Origin of the sequence: Streptomyces sp. CC208A (genome assembly GCF_030010625.1) — a bacterium.
Taxonomy (GTDB): domain Bacteria; phylum Actinomycetota; class Actinomycetes; order Streptomycetales; family Streptomycetaceae; genus Streptomyces.
In genome coordinates, this window is the sequence record NZ_JASCXN010000053.1 from 1 (window position 1) to 18216 (window position 18216).

Sequence of the window (18216 nt, forward strand, 5' to 3'; positions counted from 1 at the left end):
CCCGCCCTTTTAGCTCAGTCGGCAGAGCGTCTCCATGGTAAGGAGAAGGTCAACGGTTCGATTCCGTTAAAGGGCTCAGAGAAAAGGCCCCCGCCATTCGGCGGGGGCCTTTTTGTGTTTACAGCGGGCCCTATCTGATCTTGAAGCACGGGGGGCGAGGAGGCCTGGAACAACCCCCGGTACACCCGGGCGGAGTTGCCGCCCGTGGACGTGAACAGGGTCCTGCAGGAGCGGTACGCGGCGGACGCGTCGCCGGCGCTCACGCGGGCGATGCTGTGGGACGCGGACGTGCGGAAGGCCGGCAACCCGGGGAACTTCATTCCCTATGTAGTGAAGGACGGTTCGGCCGCCGCCTGGGTGCCGGGAAAGCCGGGGGCGGCGCTCGACGGGGAGTTCGTGCGGCGGTCGCTGCAGAGGGTGTGGATCCGGCCGGAGGAGTACGCGCTCGTCCTGGAGGAGGTGTACCTCGACCACGAGCGGCAGCTCGTCACCTTCCTCGGGCGCGCCGAGTTCCCCGACGCCGACGGTTCGCTCCTGCGCGCGGACACCAGCCAGCCGCTGTTCCACGTGCAGCACGGCGTCGCCGGCACCGAGGAACGTCCGCTCAACACCTGGCGGATCGTGCTGCTGACCGAGGCGCACGACGAGCGCTTCCTGGAGCCGTTCGCGGCCATGGCCGAGGACCTCTGGCTCCCCGGCTTCGTCGAGAACTACGTGCGGGACGTGCGCGGCATCCGGTTGACCCGGCGCACGGACGTCTGAACCCCGGACCGGCCGAGGTCTCCCGGAGCCGTCTTCGGTCTCAGTCGCCCGCGAGGGGCTCCGGGAGGCGCATGGTCAGGATGGCCATGTCGTCCGAGGCCGGGGCGTGGGCGAAGCGTTCCACGGCGCGGAGGATGCGGCCGCCGACCGCGCCGGCCGTCAGGCCCGTACACGTCTTGAGGGCTTCGGCGAGGCCGTCGTCGCCCAGCATGCGGGTGCCCTCGCGGCGCTCGGTGACGCCGTCCGTGACGCAGAGGAGGACGTCGCCGGGGTCGAGCGTGAAGGTCTGCTCGTACAGCTCCAGGTCCTCAAGCACGCCGAGGAGCGGCTGGGGTTCGGCGGCCGGGGTGACCGTGCCGTCGGGGCGGAGGCGCAGCGGGAGCGGGTGGCCGGCGCAGACGACCTTCAGGACCGCCGAGCCGTCGGGCTGCGGGCGGAGCTCGCCGTACAACAGGGTCAGGAAGCGGCTGCGGGCGCCCTCGTCGAGGATGGCCGCGTTCAGGCGCTCCAGGACGGCCGGGGCGCCGAAGCCCTCGCGGGCCAGGAGGCGCAGGGCGTGCCGGGCCAGGCCCGTGACGGCCGCGGCCTCCGGGCCCGTGCCGCAGACGTCGCCGATGGCGAAGCCGTAGACGTCGTCCCTGATGGGGAAGACGTCGTAGAAGTCGCCGCCGACCTCGTTGCCCTCGCCGGCCGCGCGGTAGATGACGTCCACCTCGACGCCCGGGATCTTCGGGAGGTCCGGAGGGAGGAGGCTGCGCTGGAGGGACTGGCTGATGGCGTTGCGCTCCGAGTACAGGCGCGCGTTGTCCAGGGCCAGGGCGGCCCGGCGCGAGAGGTCCTCGGCGAGCTCCAGGATCTCCTGGCGGAAGTGGTCCTCCGCCGGGCGGCCGAGGGTCAGCATGCCGATCACCCGGTTGCGGGCGACCAGGGGCAGCACGACCGTCTCGCCGGCGACCGCGCCGGCCGTGGCCAGGGCGGTGTCGATGCCGGAGGAGAGAGGGCTGCCCAGGTTCTCCAGCTCGCGGGCCGAGGCGGCGAGCGCGGCCCGGTGGGCGGCGTCGCCGGGGGCCGTCCAGAGCCGGGCGCCGGGGGACGGCACCGGGTCGGGCGGGGCGAGGGAGCCGAGCAGGGCCTTCAGGCCGTCGATGCGGTCCTCGTCCTCGTGGAGCACGTACGACAGGTACGGGTCGGAGGCGGGGTCGGCGATCGTGTAGACCGCGCACCAGGTGGCCAGGGTGGGGACCGTCATCTGGGCCATCAGGGCCAGGGTCTGGTCGCGGTCGAGGGTGCCGGCAAGGAGGTCGGAGGCCTCGACGAGGAAGCTGAGGGAGCCGCGGCGGAGGCGTTCGAGCTCGCCGAGGCGGGCGGACTCGACGGCCAGGGCGATGCGGTCGGCGGCGAACTGGAGGCGCAGCGCCTCCTCGTTCGAGTAGCGGTTCGCGGCCTCGGCGGCGACGCCGAGGGAGCCGGTGAGACGGCCCTCGACCTTCAGGGGGACCGTGACGACCGAGCGCATGCCGGTGCCTTCGAGGAGGGGCACGGCGCCGGGGACCGCGGACAGGTCCTCGTGGACGGCGGGCATGCGGGCGGAGCCGTAACGGCTGGCGCCGGTCTCCACGGGGACGCGGGCGAAGCGCTGGCGGGCCGCCGGGAGGCCGGTCGTCGCCCGCACCTCCAGTTCGGTCTCGTCGTCGGTGGCGAGGAGGAGGAAGGCGGCGTCGCCGTCGAGCATGTCCCGGGCCCGCTCGACCGTGCGCTGGAGCAGGCCGTCCAGGTCGTCGGGGGCGGGGGAGCCGATGAAGACCTCGAAGGGGTCCGTGGCGCGGCTCTCCGAGCCCGGCTCCGCGGCGGTGCGGTGCGGGGTCTGGAGGACCGCGCGCTCCTCCTCGCGCACCAGCAGGCAGACCGTGGAGGGCTCGCCCCCGGCGTCACGGACCCGCAGGTGGGAGGCGTACACGGGGATGACGCGGCCGTCGGCGCGGCGGAGCCCGTAACTGCCCTCCCAGCGGGAGAGGCGGAGGGCCTCGGCGAGGCCCGTGCCGATGCCGGGGGTGTGCGGCCAGGCGGCGAGGTCGCCCAGGGGCTTGCCGGTGACCTGCTCGGAGGCGTACCCGAAGAGCTCCTCCGCGTCCTCGTTCCAGGAGGTGATGGCGCCGCCCCGGTCGATCTGGACGACGGCGACGCGGACGCGGCTGTCGGCGGTGGGGAGGAGGGCGTCGGGGAGGACCGGTCCCGCGGAGCGGGTGCCGACGGGGCGCTGCGGGAGGTCGAGGTGGAACCAGACGTGCTTGCGGGTGGGGGAGTAGTCGACGCCCCAGCGGTCGGCGAGGGCGGCGCACAGGAGCAGGCCGCGGCCGTTCTCCCGGTCCGGGCTCGCCATGGTGCGGCCGCTCTGGACGGGGATCTCGCGCTCCGGGTAGCGGTCGGCGACCTCCACGCGGATGCTGTCCTCGGAGCGCAGGCACAGCACGTCGGCGGCGGTGCCGGCGTGCACCACGGCGTTGGTGACCAGCTCGCTGGTGAGGACGACGGCGTCGTCCACCAGCTCGGGGTGGCCCCAGCCCTGGAGGGTGTCCCGGACGAAGGCCCGGGCGGCGGCGACGGATCGTCCGACGGGGTCGAAGGTGGCAGTCGCCCGCGCGGTGATCACAGCACTCCTCGTACGCGTCTCGACGCCCGGCTCTGCCATGCTCGGTCTGCCCCTCCCGCTGCCCGGTGGTCGTACGCACCCACACCGCCCCCGCCGGGCTGACCGGGGCGGCTGGACAGCCGGATGCCAGGTTACTTACCTTCGCGGTCCCCGCGGATGCCGGTCTCCGCTGTTTCCCCCCTCCGGGGGCGGGGACGCTGAGCGAAGCTGCCGAACTGTTATCGCCTGGTTCGGCCGCGGTGAAACACTGGGAATGCTTCGGCTGGAGCCGGAGCGGAACGGTCGAACCCCTTTCGGGAGGGACACGGTGGAGTCTGGCACGGCGGCGCGGCGGGGCGGCAGCGGCACGCGCGCGAGGGGCGGGCGTTCCCGTGGGGGGACGGTGCAGGTGGACGCGGCCGCGCTGGAGCGGTTGCTGTCCGCGCTCGTGTCGATGCGCGACGGGAATCTGCGGAGGCGGCTGACCGTCTCCGGCGACGGGGTGATGGCGGAGATCGCGGCCGTCTTCAACGAGGTCGCGGACCGGCAGATGCACCTCACCGGGGAGCTGTCCCGGGTGCGGCGGGTGGTCGGCCGCGAGGGCAAGCTGTCCGAGCGTCTTGAGGCCGGGACGAGCGAGGGCGCGTGGGCGGCGGCGATCGAGGCGGCGAACGCGCTCGTCGACGATCTGGCGCGGCCGGTGTCCGAGGTGAGCCGGGTGCTGACGGCGGTCGCCGAGGGCGACCTGGAACAGCGGATGGATTTGCGTTCGGAGGGTTCCGACGGGACGGTGCGGCCGCTGCGCGGCGAGTTCCTGAAGGTGGCCCGTACCGTCAACCACCTGGTGGACCAGCTGTCGGTCTTCGCGTCCGAGGTGACGCGGGTGGCCGTCGAGGTCGGCACCGAGGGCATCCTCGGCGGGCAGGCGCACGTACGGGGCGTGTCCGGGTCGTGGAAGGACCTGACCGACTCCGTCAACACGATGGCGAACCGGCTGACGGCGCAGGTGCGGGACATCGCCCTGGTGACGAAGGCGGTCGCCAACGGCGACCTGTCGCAGAAGGTCACGGCGAACGTGGCCGGCGAGATGCTGGAGCTGAAGAACACCGTCAACCGGATGGTGGACCAGCTGTCCTCGTTCTCGTCCGAGGTGACCCGGGTCGCCCGCGAGGTGGGCACGGAGGGCGAGCTCGGCGGTCAGGCAGAGGTGGCCGGCGTCGCCGGCGTGTGGAAGGACCTGACCGACTCCGTCAACACGATGGCGGGCAACCTGACCAGTCAGGTGCGGGGGATCGCGGAGGTCACGACGGCGGTCGCCAACGGCGACCTGTCGCAGAAGGTCACCGTGAGCGCGCGCGGTGAGATCGCCCAGCTCGCCGACACCATCAACCAGATGACGGAGACCCTGCGGACCTTCGCCGACGAGGTGACCCGGGTGTCCGGCGAGGTCGGCGCGGAGGGTCTGCTCGGCGGGCAGGCGCAGGTGCCGGGCGCCGCGGGCACGTGGAAGGACCTGACGGACTCGGTCAACACCGTCTTCCGGAACATCACCACGCAGGTGCGGGACATCGCGCAGGTGACGACGGCGGTGGCGAACGGTGATCTGTCGCAGAAGGTCACGGTGGACGTGGCCGGCGAGATGCTGGAGCTGAAGAACACCGTCAACACCATGGTGGACCAGCTCTCCGCCTTCGGTTCCGAGGTGACCCGGGTGGCCCGGGAGGTCGGCGTCGAGGGCCGGCTCGGCGGGCAGGCCGAGGTGCCGGGCGCGGCCGGCACCTGGAAGGACCTCACCGACTCGGTGAACACGGCCTTCCGCAACCTCACCGGTCAGGTGCGGGACATCGCGCAGGTGACGACGGCGGTGGCGAACGGTGATCTGTCGCAGAAGGTCACGGTGGACGTGGCCGGCGAGATGCTGGAGCTGAAGAACACCGTCAACACCATGGTGTCGCAGCTGTCGTCCTTCGCCGACCAGGTCACGCGGATGGCCCGGGACGTGGGCACCGAGGGCCGGCTCGGCGGTCAGGCGCGGGTGGACGGCGTCTCCGGCCGCTGGCGCGAGCTGACCGACTCGGTGAACTTCATGGCCGGGAACCTGACCTCGCAGGTGCGGCAGATCGCCCAGGTGACGACGGCGGTGGCGCGCGGTGACCTGTCGCAGAAGATCGACGTGGACGCGCGCGGCGAGATCCTGGAGCTGAAGAACACCATCAACACGATGGTCGACCAGCTCTCCGCCTTCGCGGACCAGGTGACCCGGGTGGCCCGCGAGGTGGGCACCGACGGACGCCTCGGCGGGCAGGCGCAGGTGCCGGGCGTCGCCGGTGTGTGGCGGGACCTCACCGACTCGGTGAACGGCATGGCCGGGAACCTGACGGCCCAGGTCCGCAACATCGCCCAGGTCGCCACGGCGGTGGCGCGCGGTGACCTGTCGCAGAAGATCGACGTGGACGCGCGCGGCGAGATCCTGGAGCTGAAGAACACCCTCAACACGATGGTCGACCAGTTGTCGTCCTTCGCGGAGCAGGTGACCCGGGTGGCCCGCGAGGTGGGTACGGAGGGCATCCTGGGCGGCCAGGCCGAGGTGCAGGGGGTCTCCGGCACCTGGAAGGACCTGACCCAGTCGGTGAACTTCATGGCGAACAACCTGACCTTCCAGGTCCGGAACATCGCCGAGGTCACCACCGCCGTCGCCCGCGGCGACCTGTCGAAGAAGATCACCGTCGACGCCAAGGGCGAGATCCTGGAGCTCGTCACCACCGTCAACACGATGGTGGACCAGCTGTCGAACTTCGCCGACGAGGTGACCCGGGTGGCCCGCGAGGTGGGCACCGAGGGCATCCTCGGCGGCCAGGCCCGGGTGCGCGGCGTCACCGGCATCTGGAAGGACCTCAGCGACAACGTCAACCTGATGGCCAACAACCTGACCAGCCAGGTGCGGAACATCGCCCGGGTCTCCTCGGCGGTCGCCAACGGCGACCTGACGAAGAAGGTCACGGTCGAGGCCCGCGGCGAGGTCGCCGAACTCGCCGACACCGTCAACACGATGGTGACGACGCTGTCCGCGTTCGCCGACGAGGTGACCCGGGTGGCCCGCGAGGTGGGCACCGACGGCATCCTCGGCGGCCAGGCCCGGGTGCCCGGTGGCTCGGGCACCTGGAAGGACCTCACCGACTCGGTGAACAGCATGGCCGACAACCTCACCGGCCAGGTGCGGCAGATCGCCGCCGTCACCACCGCCATCGCCAAGGGCGACCTCACCCGGAAGATCGACATCGACGCCCGGGGCGAGATCCAGGAGCTGAAGAACACCATCAACACGATGGTCGACCAGCTGTCGAACTTCGCCGAGGAGGTCACCCGGGTGGCCCGCGAGGTGGGCACCGACGGGCAGCTCGGCGGTCAGGCCCGGGTCCGCGACGTGGAGGGCACCTGGAGCGACCTGACCCTCTCGGTGAACGAGATGGCCGGGAACCTCACCCGGCAGGTGCGGGCCATCGCCGCCGTCGCCACCGCGGTGACCCGCGGCGACCTCAACGTCAAGATCGACGGTGTGGACGCGGCCGGCGAGATCCAGGCGCTCCAGGACAACATCAACACGATGATCGCCAACCTGCGCGACACCACCCTCGCCAACGACGAGCAGGACTGGCTGAAGTCCAACCTGGCCCGCATCTCCGGCCTCATGCAGGGCCGCCGGGACCTCGACGACGTCGCCTCGCTCATCATGAGCGAGCTGACGCCGGTCGTCTCCGCCCAGCACGGCGCCTTCTTCGTGGCGACGCCGACCGGCTCCGCCGGCCACGACACCGAACTCGTCGGCGAGGGCACGGGCTCGTACGAGCTGCGCATGCGCGGGAGTTACGGCTACTCCGCCGGCTCCATGCCGACCTCCTTCCGCCCCGGCGAGACCCTCATCGGGACGGCGGCGGAGGAGAAGCGGACCATCCAGGTCAACGTGCCGCCGGGCTACCTCAAGATCTCGTCCGGGCTCGGCGAGGCCGCGCCCGCCCATGTGATCGTGCTGCCCGTCCTCTTCGAGGGGAAGGTCCTCGGCGTCATCGAGCTGGCCTCCTTCCAGCCGTTCACCCAGATCCAGCGGGACTTCCTCAACCAGATCGCCGAACTCATCGCGACCACGGTCAACACCATCAGCGTCAACACCAAGACCGAGGTGCTGCTCCAGCAGTCGCAGGAGCTGACCGAACAGCTCAAGGAGCGGTCGGCGGAACTGGAGCACCGGCAGAAGGAGCTGCAGAACTCCAACGCCGAACTGGAGGAGAAGGCCGAGCTGTTGGCCCGGCAGAACCGCGACATCGAGGTGAAGAACACCGAGATCGAGGAGGCCCGGCAGGTCCTGGAGGAGCGGGCCGAACAGCTCGCCGTCTCCATGCGCTACAAGTCCGAGTTCCTCGCCAACATGTCGCACGAGCTGCGCACCCCGCTCAACTCGCTGCTCATCCTGGCCAAGCTGCTCGCCGACAACGCGGACGCCAACCTCACCCCGAAGCAGGTCGAGTTCGCCGAGACCATCCACGGCGCGGGATCCGACCTGCTCCAGCTCATCAACGACATCCTCGACCTGTCGAAGGTCGAGGCGGGCAAGATGGACGTCTCCCCGACCCGGATCGCCCTCGTCCAGCTCGTCGACTACGTGGAGGCGACCTTCCGGCCGCTCACCGCGGAGAAGGGCCTGGACTTCTCGGTCCGTGTCTCGCCCGAGCTGCCCGCCACCCTCCACACCGACGAGCAGCGGCTCCTCCAGGTGCTGCGCAACCTGCTGTCCAACGCGGTGAAGTTCACCGACTCCGGCGCCGTCGAGCTGGTGATCCGGCCGGCCGGGGCGGACGTGCCTCAGTTCATCAGGGAGCAGCTCCTGGAGGCCGGGTCGCTGCGCGACGCCGACGCCGACCTGATCGCCTTCTCGGTGACCGACACCGGTATCGGCATCGCGGCCAGCAAGATGCGGGTGATCTTCGAGGCGTTCAAGCAGGCCGACGGCACCACCAGCCGCAAGTACGGCGGTACGGGCCTCGGCCTGTCGATCAGCCGGGAGATCGCCCGCCTGCTCGGCGGCGAGATCTTCGCGGTGAGCGAGCCGGGCCGCGGCTCCACCTTCACCCTCTACCTGCCGCTGAACCCGACCGAGGTGCCCCCGCACGGGTACGGGCAGGACGAGACGGGCGACCCGCGGCAGGAGACCGGGGAGGCCGGCCACGCCTTCCCGCACTTCCCGCCCGCTCCCGTACGCGGCGAGGCCCGTTCGGGCGCCGGGGCGCTGTTCCGGCACCGGCGCAAGGCCGGGGCGGGCGCCGGGCCGGCGGGCGAGACGGGCGCGGCGGGAGCCGCGGCGGCGGGCGAGGTCCGGGGCGCGGTGCCCGGCCAGCCGGGCCCCCAGAACCTGCCGGACATCCCCGGGGAGAGCGTCGGCACCGAGGCGGAGGACGGCGCGGAGCCGCGCCGGGCCTACTCCTTCTCCGGCGAGAAGATCCTCATCGTCGACGACGACATCCGCAACGTCTTCGCCCTCACCAGCGTCCTGGAGCAGCACGGGCTCGCCGTGCTGTACGCGGAGAACGGACGGGAGGGCATCGAGGTCCTGGAGCAGAACGACGACGTGACGGTCGTTCTGATGGACATCATGATGCCGGAGATGGACGGATACGCGACGACGACCGCGATCCGGCGGATGCCGCAGTTCGCGGGGCTGCCGATCATCGCGCTCACCGCGAAGGCGATGAAGGGGGACCGGGAGAAGGCGATCGACTCGGGCGCCTCGGACTACGTCACCAAGCCGGTCGACCCCGACTACCTGCTGACCGTGATGGAGCAGTGGATGCGGGGCGAGTGAGCCGCCGCCGTACGGTGCCGGACCCGCGCGGTCCCGGCACCGTACGGCGTATCCCCGCCGAGGGCGTGTGAGAGTCTCCGATCCGGGGAACCTTCTCGACCCGCGCTCCGTTTCCGCACTGTGCACAGTGACATCACGGTGACAGGGTGTGGCGACGAGCGGGGTGCGGCTACGATGACCGGCACAAGGACGGACGGCGCCAGGAAGCCGTCCTCTGGGGCGGCGCCCGGTGCCTCCCCCGGTTCCGGGAGCGGTGCCGGACGCCGGGTCGAGCCGTTGCCGGGACGAGGAGGACGGGGCATGGTGCAGAAGGCCAAGATCCTCCTGGTCGATGACCGGCCGGAGAATCTGCTGGCGCTGGAGGCCATTCTCTCCGCGCTCGATCAGACGCTGGTGCGGGCATCGTCCGGGGAGGAAGCGCTCAAGGCGCTGCTGACGGACGACTTCGCGGTCATCCTGCTCGACGTCCAGATGCCCGGTATGGACGGCTTCGAGACCGCCGCGCACATCAAGCGCCGCGAGCGGACCCGGGACATCCCGATCATCTTCCTCACCGCGATCAACCACGGCCCCCACCACACCTTCCGGGGGTACGCGGCCGGCGCGGTCGACTACATCTCGAAGCCGTTCGACCCGTGGGTGCTCCGCGCCAAGGTCTCCGTCTTCGTCGAGCTGTACATGAAGAACTGCAAGCTGCGCGAGCAGGCCGCGCTGCTGCGGCTGCAGTTGGAGGGCGGCGGTGAGGGCGGTCAGGGCAAGGAAGCCGCCGGGCTCCTCGCCGAGCTGTCCGCCCGGCTCGCCGCCGTCGAGGAGCAGGCCGAGGCGCTGTCCAAGCAGCTCGACGACGAGTCGGCCGACGCGGCCGCCGTCGCCACCGCCGCCCACCTGGAGCGCAAGCTCACCGGACTGCGGCGAGCCCTTGACGCGCTCGAACCGGGCACCGGAGGCGCGCCCTCGCTGCCCGCGCAGAGCTGAGACCCGACCGCGCGGAGCGGACACCGTGCGGAGCTGACGCCGTCGTAGGTGACCCGGCGTCAGCTTCGTGCGGGGGCAAGGACGACACGTTCGGGTGAGGCGGACAGCCCGGCCGCTCCCCGGTAACCTCAGCACCATGGCTTCACGTACGTCCGGCAAGGGTTCACAGAACACCGCACCATCGCGCGCCGGCCGGACGACGGGGGCCGCGAAGAAAGCGGCCGCCAAGTCCACGACGAAGTCCCCGGCGAAGTCGCCGGGCAAGCCGCCCGCGAAGAAGACGGCGGCCAAGAAGGCCGCGCCCGCCAAGCGCGCGCCCGCGAAGAAGGCCGCGGCGAAGCGGCCCGCCCCCCGATCGGCGCCGTCCCCGACCGGGGGCGTGTACAAGGTGGCGCGCGGCGCCGCGCGCGGTGTCGGCGCGGTCTTCCGGGGGATAGGACGCGGCGCCAAGGGGCTCGACCCCGCCCACCGCAAGGACGGCCTCGCCCTGCTGCTGCTCGCCGGCGCGCTGATCGTCGCCGCCGGCACCTGGTCCCGTCTGCACGGTCCGGTCGGCGACCTCGTCTCGCTGCTGGTGACCGGCGCCTTCGGCCGGCTCGACCTGCTGGTGCCGCTGCTGCTCGGCGGCATCGCCTTCCGGCTCTTCTGCTACCCGGAGAAGCCCGAGGCCAACGGCCGGATCGTGATCGGGCTGTCCGCCCTGGTCCTCGGGATCCTCGGCCAGGTCCACATCGCCTGCGGCTCGCCGGGCCGGGACGCGGGCTCCGAGGCGATGCGGGACGCGGGCGGGCTGATCGGCTGGGCCGTGTCCCAGCCGCTGGTCTTCATGATGGGGGAGGTCCTGGCCGTCCCGCTCCTGGTGCTGCTCACCCTCTTCGGGCTGCTCGTCGTCACCGCCACCCCGGTCAACGCGATCCCGCAGCGGCTGCGCGCCCTCGGCGTCCGGCTCGGCCTGGTCGAGCCCGCGTACGAGGAGGCCGCCGAGGAGTACGCGGGGCACGCGGCGTACGAGGACGACTGGCAGGAGACCCCGCCGCCGCATGCCGCCCGGCCGGTCCGGCGCCGGAGCGGCGGCCCCGCGGAGCCGTACGACGTGGACCGGGCCGAGGCGGAGGCGCTGGAGCGGCGCGGCCGCACCGCCCGCCCCCGGACGGCGGCCGCCGGGCACGACCACGGCCTGGACCCGGTCGACGTGGCCGCGGCGGCGGCCGCCGCCCTCGACGGGGCGGTGCTCAACGGCATGCCGCCGTCGCCGCTGGTCGCCGACCTGACCCGGGACGTCGCCGCCGAGCGGGCCGCCGCCCTGGGCGCGGGGGCCGAGGGGACGACGGACGAGGCCACCGGGCCCGTACCGCCCCTGTCGAAGTCGCCGAAGACGCCGGCGAACGTGCCGACCGCGCGGGGCGGCGACCAGCGGCCGGCGGGTGGCTCCGTACCCGATCTGACCAAGCCGGCGCCGGAGCCGACGGAGCTGCCGGCCAGGGCCGAGCAGCTCCAGCTCTCCGGCGACATCACCTACGCCCTGCCGTCGCTCGACCTCCTTGAGCGGGGCGGTCCCGGCAAGACCAGGTCCGCCGCCAACGACGCCGTCGTCGACGCGCTGTCCAACGTCTTCGGCGAGTTCAAGGTGGACGCGGCCGTCACCGGCTTCACCCGCGGCCCGACGGTCACCCGGTACGAGGTCGAGCTCGGGCCCGCCGTGAAGGTCGAGAAGATCACCGCCCTGACGAAGAACATCGCCTACGCGGTGGCCTCGCCGGACGTGCGGATCATCTCGCCGATCCCCGGCAAGTCCGCGGTCGGCATCGAGATCCCCAACAGCGACCGGGAGATGGTCAACCTCGGCGACGTGCTGCGGCTCGCGGACGCGGCCGGGGACGAGCACCCGATGCTGGTCGCGCTCGGCAAGGACGTCGAGGGCGGCTACGTGATGGCCAATCTGGCGAAGATGCCGCACGTCCTGGTCGCCGGCGCCACCGGCTCCGGCAAGTCCTCCTGCATCAACTGCCTGATCACCTCGATCATGATCAGGGCGACCCCCGAGGACGTCCGGATGGTGCTCGTCGACCCCAAGCGGGTCGAACTCACCGCCTACGAGGGCATCCCGCACCTGATCACCCCGATCATCACCAACCCCAAGCGGGCCGCCGAGGCCCTCCAGTGGGTGGTGCGCGAGATGGACCTGCGCTACGACGACCTGGCCGCCTTCGGCTTCCGGCACATCGACGACTTCAACCAGGCCATCCGCGACGGCAAGGTGCAGCTGCCGCCCGGCAGCGAGCGCGAGCTCCAGCCGTACCCGTACCTCCTGGTGATCGTCGACGAGCTCGCCGACCTGATGATGGTCGCGCCCCGGGACGTCGAGGACGCCATCGTCCGCATCACCCAGCTGGCCCGCGCGGCCGGCATCCACCTGGTGCTCGCCACCCAGCGGCCCTCGGTGGACGTCGTCACCGGTCTGATCAAGGCGAACGTGCCGTCCCGGCTCGCCTTCGCCACCTCCTCGCTCGCCGACAGCCGGGTCATCCTCGACCAGCCGGGCGCCGAGAAGCTGATCGGCAAGGGCGACGGCCTCTTCCTGCCGATGGGTGCCAACAAGCCGGTCCGCATGCAGGGCGCCTTCGTCACCGAGGCCGAGGTCGCGGCCGTCGTCCAGCACTGCAAGGACCAGATGACGCCGGTCTTCCGGGACGACGTCACCGTCGGCACCAAGCAGAAGAAGGAGATCGACGAGGAGATCGGCGACGACCTCGACCTGCTGTGCCAGGCGGCCGAACTGGTCGTGACGACCCAGTTCGGCTCCACCTCGATGCTCCAGCGGAAGCTGCGCGTCGGCTTCGCGAAGGCCGGCCGGCTGATGGACCTGATGGAGTCGCGGAACATCGTGGGCCCGAGCGAGGGCTCCAAGGCGCGGGACGTGCTCGTCAAGCCGGATGAGCTGGACGGGGTACTGGCGGTGATCCGCGGCGAGTCGGCGGAGTAGCGCGAAGCGCGTGAGGCATGGGCGGAGGGAGTGGGGGTATCCGTTCGAGACCGGGCCGAGACTCACTCGTAAGGGAACCGGGGGCAACCGTTTCCCCTGGCCGTACGTCAAGTTGGACGGAGGGACAGAAGGATGCCCCTCCTCGCGGCGTACAACCTCTATGGCGTACAAACCGCACCCGCCCGGTTGCCCCACCCTTTCGTACCACCCATAGACTGAACGTCCAGCAGGTGGCTACACGCTCGAAAGGCGCTCTCGTGTCCATCGGCAACTCCCCCGAAGACGACCGGACGTTCCCGTCAGACGACCGGGAACCGATCGGCCGTACCCTCCAGCAGGCCCGCATCGCCGCAGGCCTCAGCGTCGAAGAGGTCAGCGCCTCCACCCGTGTCCGGATCCCGATCGTGCACGGCATCGAGGAGGACGACTTCTCGCGCTGCGGCGGCGACGTCTACGCGCGCGGTCACATCCGGACGCTCGCGCGTGCGGTCGGCCTCGATCCGGCGCCGCTGATCGAGCAGTACGACGCCGAGCACGGCGGCCGTCCCTCGCCCACCCCCGCCGCCCCGCTCTTCGAGGCGGAACGTATCCGCCCCGAGCCCAGGCGGCCCAACTGGACCGCGGCCATGGTCGCGGCGATCGTCGCCGTCGTCGGCTTCGTCGGCTACACGATGTTCGACGGCCCCGAGGGGACGAAGGGGAACACGGCCGCCGACGCCGGTCCCGCGCCCGCCCCGGAGAAGGCCACCACCTCCGTCGCGCCGAAGCCGGTCAAGCCCGCGCCGAAGCCGACCGAGAGCGCCATCGCCGCCGTCCCGGCGGACAAGGTCACCGTCCGGCTCACCGCCGACGGCAAGAGCTGGATCTCGGCCAAGGGCGCCGACGGCAAGATGCTCTTCGACGGCTTCCTCCAGGAAGGCGACACCAAGACCTTCCAGGACGACGAGCAGGTCGACCTTGTCCTCGGCAACGCGGGCGCGATCGATCTGTACGTGAACGGCAAGAAGGTCTCCGAGAAGTTCGAGGACGGCCAGGTGGAGCGGCTCAGCTACACCAAGGGCGACCCCGAGGCCGGCTGACCCGCGGCCCCCGCGACCGGTGTGACCTCCGTCGCTCAGGTGAACCCTGAGCGACGGCGTCACGTCCGGGACGAAGTAGTCTTGAGTCCATGCCCGAACGCCGTACCGTCGCCCTTGTCACTCTCGGCTGCGCCCGTAACGAGGTGGACTCGGAGGAGCTCGCAGGCCGCTTGGCAGCGGACGGCTGGGAGCTCGTCGAGAACGCCGAGGAAGCGGACGTCGCCGTCGTCAACACCTGTGGCTTCGTCGAAGCCGCCAAGAAGGACTCCGTCGACGCCCTCCTCGAAGCCAATGACCTGAAGGACCATGGCCGCACCCAGGCCGTCGTCGCCGTCGGCTGCATGGCCGAGCGCTACGGCAAGGAGCTGGCCGACGCCCTCCCCGAAGCCGACGGCGTGCTCGGCTTCGACGACTACGCCGACATCTCCAACCGCCTCCAGACCATCCTCAGCGGCGGCAGCGTCGAGGCGCACGCCCCGCGCGACCGCCGCAAGCTCCTCCCGCTCTCCCCGGTCGACCGCCAGCAGGCCGCCGCCGAGGTCGCCCTCCCCGGCCACGGAGCCGCCGAGGAGCCGCAGGACGTACCGGGCGACCTGCCCGAAGGCCTCGCGCCCGCCTCGGGGCCGCGCGCCCCGCTCCGCCGCCGTCTCGACCGCAGCCCCGTCGCCTCCGTGAAGCTGGCCTCCGGCTGCGACCGCCGCTGCTCCTTCTGCGCCATCCCGTCCTTCCGCGGCAGCTTCGTCTCCCGCCGCCCCTCGGACGTGCTGAACGAGACCCGCTGGCTCGCCGAGCAGGGCGTCAAGGAGATCATGCTGGTCTCCGAGAACAACACCTCGTACGGCAAGGACCTCGGCGACATCCGCCTCCTGGAGGGCCTGCTGCCCGAGCTCGCCGCCGTCGACGGCATCGAGCGCGTCCGGGTCAGCTACCTCCAGCCGGCCGAGATGCGCCCCGGCCTGATCGACGTGCTCACCTCCACCGACAAGGTCGCGCCCTACTTCGACCTGTCCTTCCAGCACAGCGCCCCCGACGTGCTGCGCGCCATGCGCCGCTTCGGCGACACCGACCGCTTCCTGGAGCTGCTTGCGACCATCCGCGAGAAGGCCCCGACGGCCGGTGCCCGCTCCAACTTCATCGTCGGTTTCCCCGGCGAGACCGAGGCCGACTTCGCCGAGCTGGAACGCTTCGTCACCCACGCCCGGCTCGACGCCATCGGCGTCTTCGGCTACTCCGACGAGGACGGCACCGAGGCCGCCACGTACGAGCACAAGCTCGACCAGGAGGTCGTCGACGAGCGCCTCGCCCACCTCTCCCGGCTCGCCGAGGAGCTCACCGCGCAGCGCGCGGAGGAGCGGATCGGAGAGATGCTGGAGGTACTGGTGGAGACCGAGGACGAGGAGGACGGCTGGATCGGCCGCGCCGCCCACCAGGCCCCCGAGACGGACGGGCAGGTGCTGCTCACCGACGGTGGTGGCGCGGGCCCGGACCTGGCTCCTGGCCGTATGGTCAGGGCGAAGGTCGTGGGCACGGAAGGCGTCGACCTCGTGGCGGAGTGCGTCGAGGAGGTGGGCAGGTGACCGGAGTCCCGGCATCCGCGACGGGCGGGACCGGAAGGCCGGCGCCCCGCGGCAAGCTGGGCGCGGCGGCCGTGAACCCCGTCAGCGTGTGGAACATCGCCAACATCCTCACCATGATCCGGCTCGTCCTCGTGCCGGCCTTCGTGGTGCTGCTGCTCCAGGACGGCGGACACGACCCCGCCTGGCGGGCCTGGGCGTGGGCGGCCTTCGCCGTCGCCATGATCACGGACGTCTTCGACGGACACCTGGCCCGTACGTACAACCTGGTCACCGACTTCGGGAAGATCGCCGACCCGATCGCCGACAAGGCGATCATGGCCGCGGGGCTGATCTCCCTCTCCGCCCTCGGCGACCTGCCCTGGTGGGTCACGGTGGTGATCCTGGCGCGTGAGCTGGGGATCACGCTGATGCGCTTCTGGGTGATCCGGCACGGGGTCATCCCGGCCAGCCGGGGCGGCAAGATGAAGACGCTCGCCCAGGGCACGGCGGTCGGCATGTACGTGCTGATGCTCACCGGCCCGCTGGCGACGCTGCGCTTCTGGGTGATGGCGGTGGCCGTGGTGCTGACCGTCGTCACCGGCCTGGATTATGTGCGACAGGCGGTCGTCCTGAGGCGCAGGGGGCTCGCGGCCGAGCGGGCCGCCGCCCGCGCGGAGGCGGCGGACGCCCCGGGGGCTTCGGCGCGATGAGCGGCGCGGCGGCCCGGGTACTCGCCCTCCTCGCGGAGCGGGGCCACACGCTGGCCGCCGCCGAGTCGCTCACCGGGGGACTCGTCGCCGCGGAGCTGACCGGGGTGCCCGGGGCGTCCCGGAGTTTCCTCGGCTCCGTCACCGCCTACGCGACCCCCCTCAAGCACGAGCTCCTCGGAGTGGACGCCGGCCTGCTGCGCGAGCGCGGGGCGGTGGATCCCGAGGTCGCGGTGCAGATGGCGAGGGGTGTACGGGACCGGCTGGGCGCCGACTGGGGGATGGCGACGACCGGGGTGGCGGGGCCCGATCCGCAGGACGGACAGCCCGTCGGGACCGTCTACGTGGCGGTCGCCGGACCGGCCACGACAGGCGCGGCGGCCGGGAAAGTGGTGTCGTTGAGATTGAACGGCGACCGCGCGGAAATCCGTAGAGGGAGTGTGCGGAGCGTGCTGGAACTGCTTCGCGAGGAACTCTCGGGAAATGCGCGGGCACAGGATACGGAACAGAACGGGGGGAATGGATGTTTGCAGCCCTGAGTGAACACGACATCGCTCCCCGCACGGCCGCGGCGCGAGGCGGTACGGTGGGGCGTGAAGGATGCGGCTACGCGGTCCGAGGAGGGAGCCACCGATGATTCTGCTCCGTCGCCTGTTGGGTGACGTGCTGCGTCGGCAGCGCCAGCGCCAGGGCCGTACTCTGCGCGAAGTCTCCTCGTCCGCCCGAGTCTCGCTCGGCTATCTCTCCGAGGTGGAGCGGGGGCAGAAGGAGGCTTCCTCCGAACTGCTCTCCGCGATCTGCGACGCGTTGGACGTACGGATGTCCGAGCTCATGCGCGAAGTGAGTGACGAGCTGTCACTGGCCGAACTGGCCGAGTCGGCGGCTTCGAGCGAACCGGTGCCGGCGCCGGTCCGTCCGATGCTCAATTCGGTGTCGGTGACGTCGGTGGCCGGTGTGCCCACCGAGCGGGTGACCATCAAGGCGCCCGCGGAGGCCGTGGACGTCGTCGCCGCCTGACACCACCGAACGGGACGGAGCCCCGGTCGGTGCCCCTGTACGGGGTGCTGACCGGGGCTCCGTCGTATCTCCGTCACACACGGAGAGTATTGGGTGGTTTTGTTTGAGATGTCGGATTCCGGACAGGCGTGCCATGGTGGGGGAGTCATACGACTGTTGGGAGATTCCGCATGTCTGTCGTGAAGTCCGTCGTGAAGAGCCCGCTCTCCGAGGCCGACCTCAAGACGGTCGGTGACGCGCTCCAGGGCGCCCTGGCCGACCTCGTCGATCTGGCGCTGGTCGCCAAGCAGGTGCACTGGAACGTCGTCGGACCGCGCTTCCGCTCCGTCCACCTGCAGCTGGACGAGGTGGTGGGCACCGCCCGGACGCACTCCGACATCGTGGCCGAGCGGGCCTCCGCCCTGGGGGTCAACCCGGACGGGCGCGCGGCCACCGTGGCCGCCACCAGCGCGATCGGTACGGTGCCGGAGGGCTGGATCAAGGACACGGAGGCGGTGCGGATCCTGGTGGACGGGCTCGGCGCCGTCATCACCCGGATGCGGGAGCGCGTGGGCGCCACCGCAGACCCCGACCCCGTCAGCCAGGACATCCTCATCGGCCTCACGGCCGACCTGGAGAAGCACGCGTGGATGTTCCAGGCGGAGAGCGCCTAGG

11 protein-coding genes and 1 tRNA gene are annotated in these 18216 nt (G+C 71.5%); 11 read left to right on the plus strand and 1 reads right to left on the minus strand.

What is annotated here, in order from left to right:
* Positions 1-3: 3 nt before the first annotated feature.
* A tRNA-Thr gene (locus tag QK442_RS33985) sits at positions 4-76 on the plus strand.
* A 128-nt stretch (positions 77-204) separates the two neighbouring features.
* The gene (locus tag QK442_RS33990; RefSeq protein ID WP_282697977.1) at positions 205-762 is read left to right on the plus strand and encodes a hypothetical protein; all 558 of its coding nucleotides are present in this window, start codon (positions 205-207) and stop codon (positions 760-762) included.
* A gap of 40 nt (positions 763-802) precedes the next feature.
* On the opposite strand, the gene QK442_RS33995 is transcribed toward QK442_RS33990, so the two are convergent.
* The gene (locus tag QK442_RS33995) at positions 803-3451 is read right to left on the minus strand and encodes a SpoIIE family protein phosphatase (protein WP_282697978.1); all 2649 of its coding nucleotides are present in this window, start codon (positions 3449-3451) and stop codon (positions 803-805) included.
* Positions 3452-3845: 394 nt separating this feature from the next.
* Between QK442_RS33995 and QK442_RS34000 the strand changes: the two genes are divergently transcribed.
* From QK442_RS34000 to QK442_RS34040, 9 genes are all read left to right on the plus strand, one after another.
* Positions 3846-9245 carry a HAMP domain-containing protein gene (locus QK442_RS34000; protein ID WP_282697993.1) on the plus strand — a complete coding sequence of 1800 codons (5400 nt, stop codon included), beginning with the start codon at positions 3846-3848 and terminating at the stop codon, positions 9243-9245.
* A gap of 300 nt (positions 9246-9545) precedes the next feature.
* Positions 9546-10220: a response regulator gene (locus QK442_RS34005; protein ID WP_031015299.1), complete on the plus strand. Its 675-nt coding sequence runs from the start codon at positions 9546-9548 to the stop codon at positions 10218-10220.
* A 136-nt stretch (positions 10221-10356) separates the two neighbouring features.
* On the plus strand, positions 10357-13203 hold the full coding sequence (locus tag QK442_RS34010; protein WP_282697979.1) for a DNA translocase FtsK: 2847 nt from the start codon (positions 10357-10359) through the stop codon (positions 13201-13203).
* A gap of 257 nt (positions 13204-13460) precedes the next feature.
* Positions 13461-14282: a helix-turn-helix domain-containing protein gene (locus QK442_RS34015; protein ID WP_282697980.1), complete on the plus strand. Its 822-nt coding sequence runs from the start codon at positions 13461-13463 to the stop codon at positions 14280-14282.
* An 89-nt stretch (positions 14283-14371) separates the two neighbouring features.
* Positions 14372-15859, plus strand: coding sequence for a 30S ribosomal protein S12 methylthiotransferase RimO (gene rimO / locus QK442_RS34020; RefSeq protein WP_282697981.1), 1488 nt, complete (start codon positions 14372-14374; stop codon positions 15857-15859).
* Positions 15856-16548 carry a CDP-diacylglycerol--glycerol-3-phosphate 3-phosphatidyltransferase gene (gene pgsA / locus QK442_RS34025; RefSeq protein ID WP_282697982.1) on the plus strand — a complete coding sequence of 231 codons (693 nt, stop codon included), beginning with the start codon at positions 15856-15858 and terminating at the stop codon, positions 16546-16548. Before rimO ends, pgsA begins: the two co-directional genes overlap by 4 nt.
* A complete protein-coding gene (locus QK442_RS34030; protein ID WP_282697983.1) occupies positions 16545-17084 on the plus strand; it encodes a CinA family protein in 540 nt (179 codons plus the stop codon). Before pgsA ends, QK442_RS34030 begins: the two co-directional genes overlap by 4 nt.
* Before the next feature lie 94 nt (positions 17085-17178).
* Positions 17179-17562, plus strand: a complete 384-nt coding sequence (locus QK442_RS34035; protein WP_030495036.1) for a helix-turn-helix transcriptional regulator — start codon at positions 17179-17181, stop codon at positions 17560-17562.
* 170 nt (positions 17563-17732) lie between these two features.
* Positions 17733-18215, plus strand: a complete 483-nt coding sequence (locus QK442_RS34040) for a DNA starvation/stationary phase protection protein (RefSeq protein WP_282697984.1) — start codon at positions 17733-17735, stop codon at positions 18213-18215.
* The last annotated feature ends 1 nt before the right edge of the window (position 18216 follow it).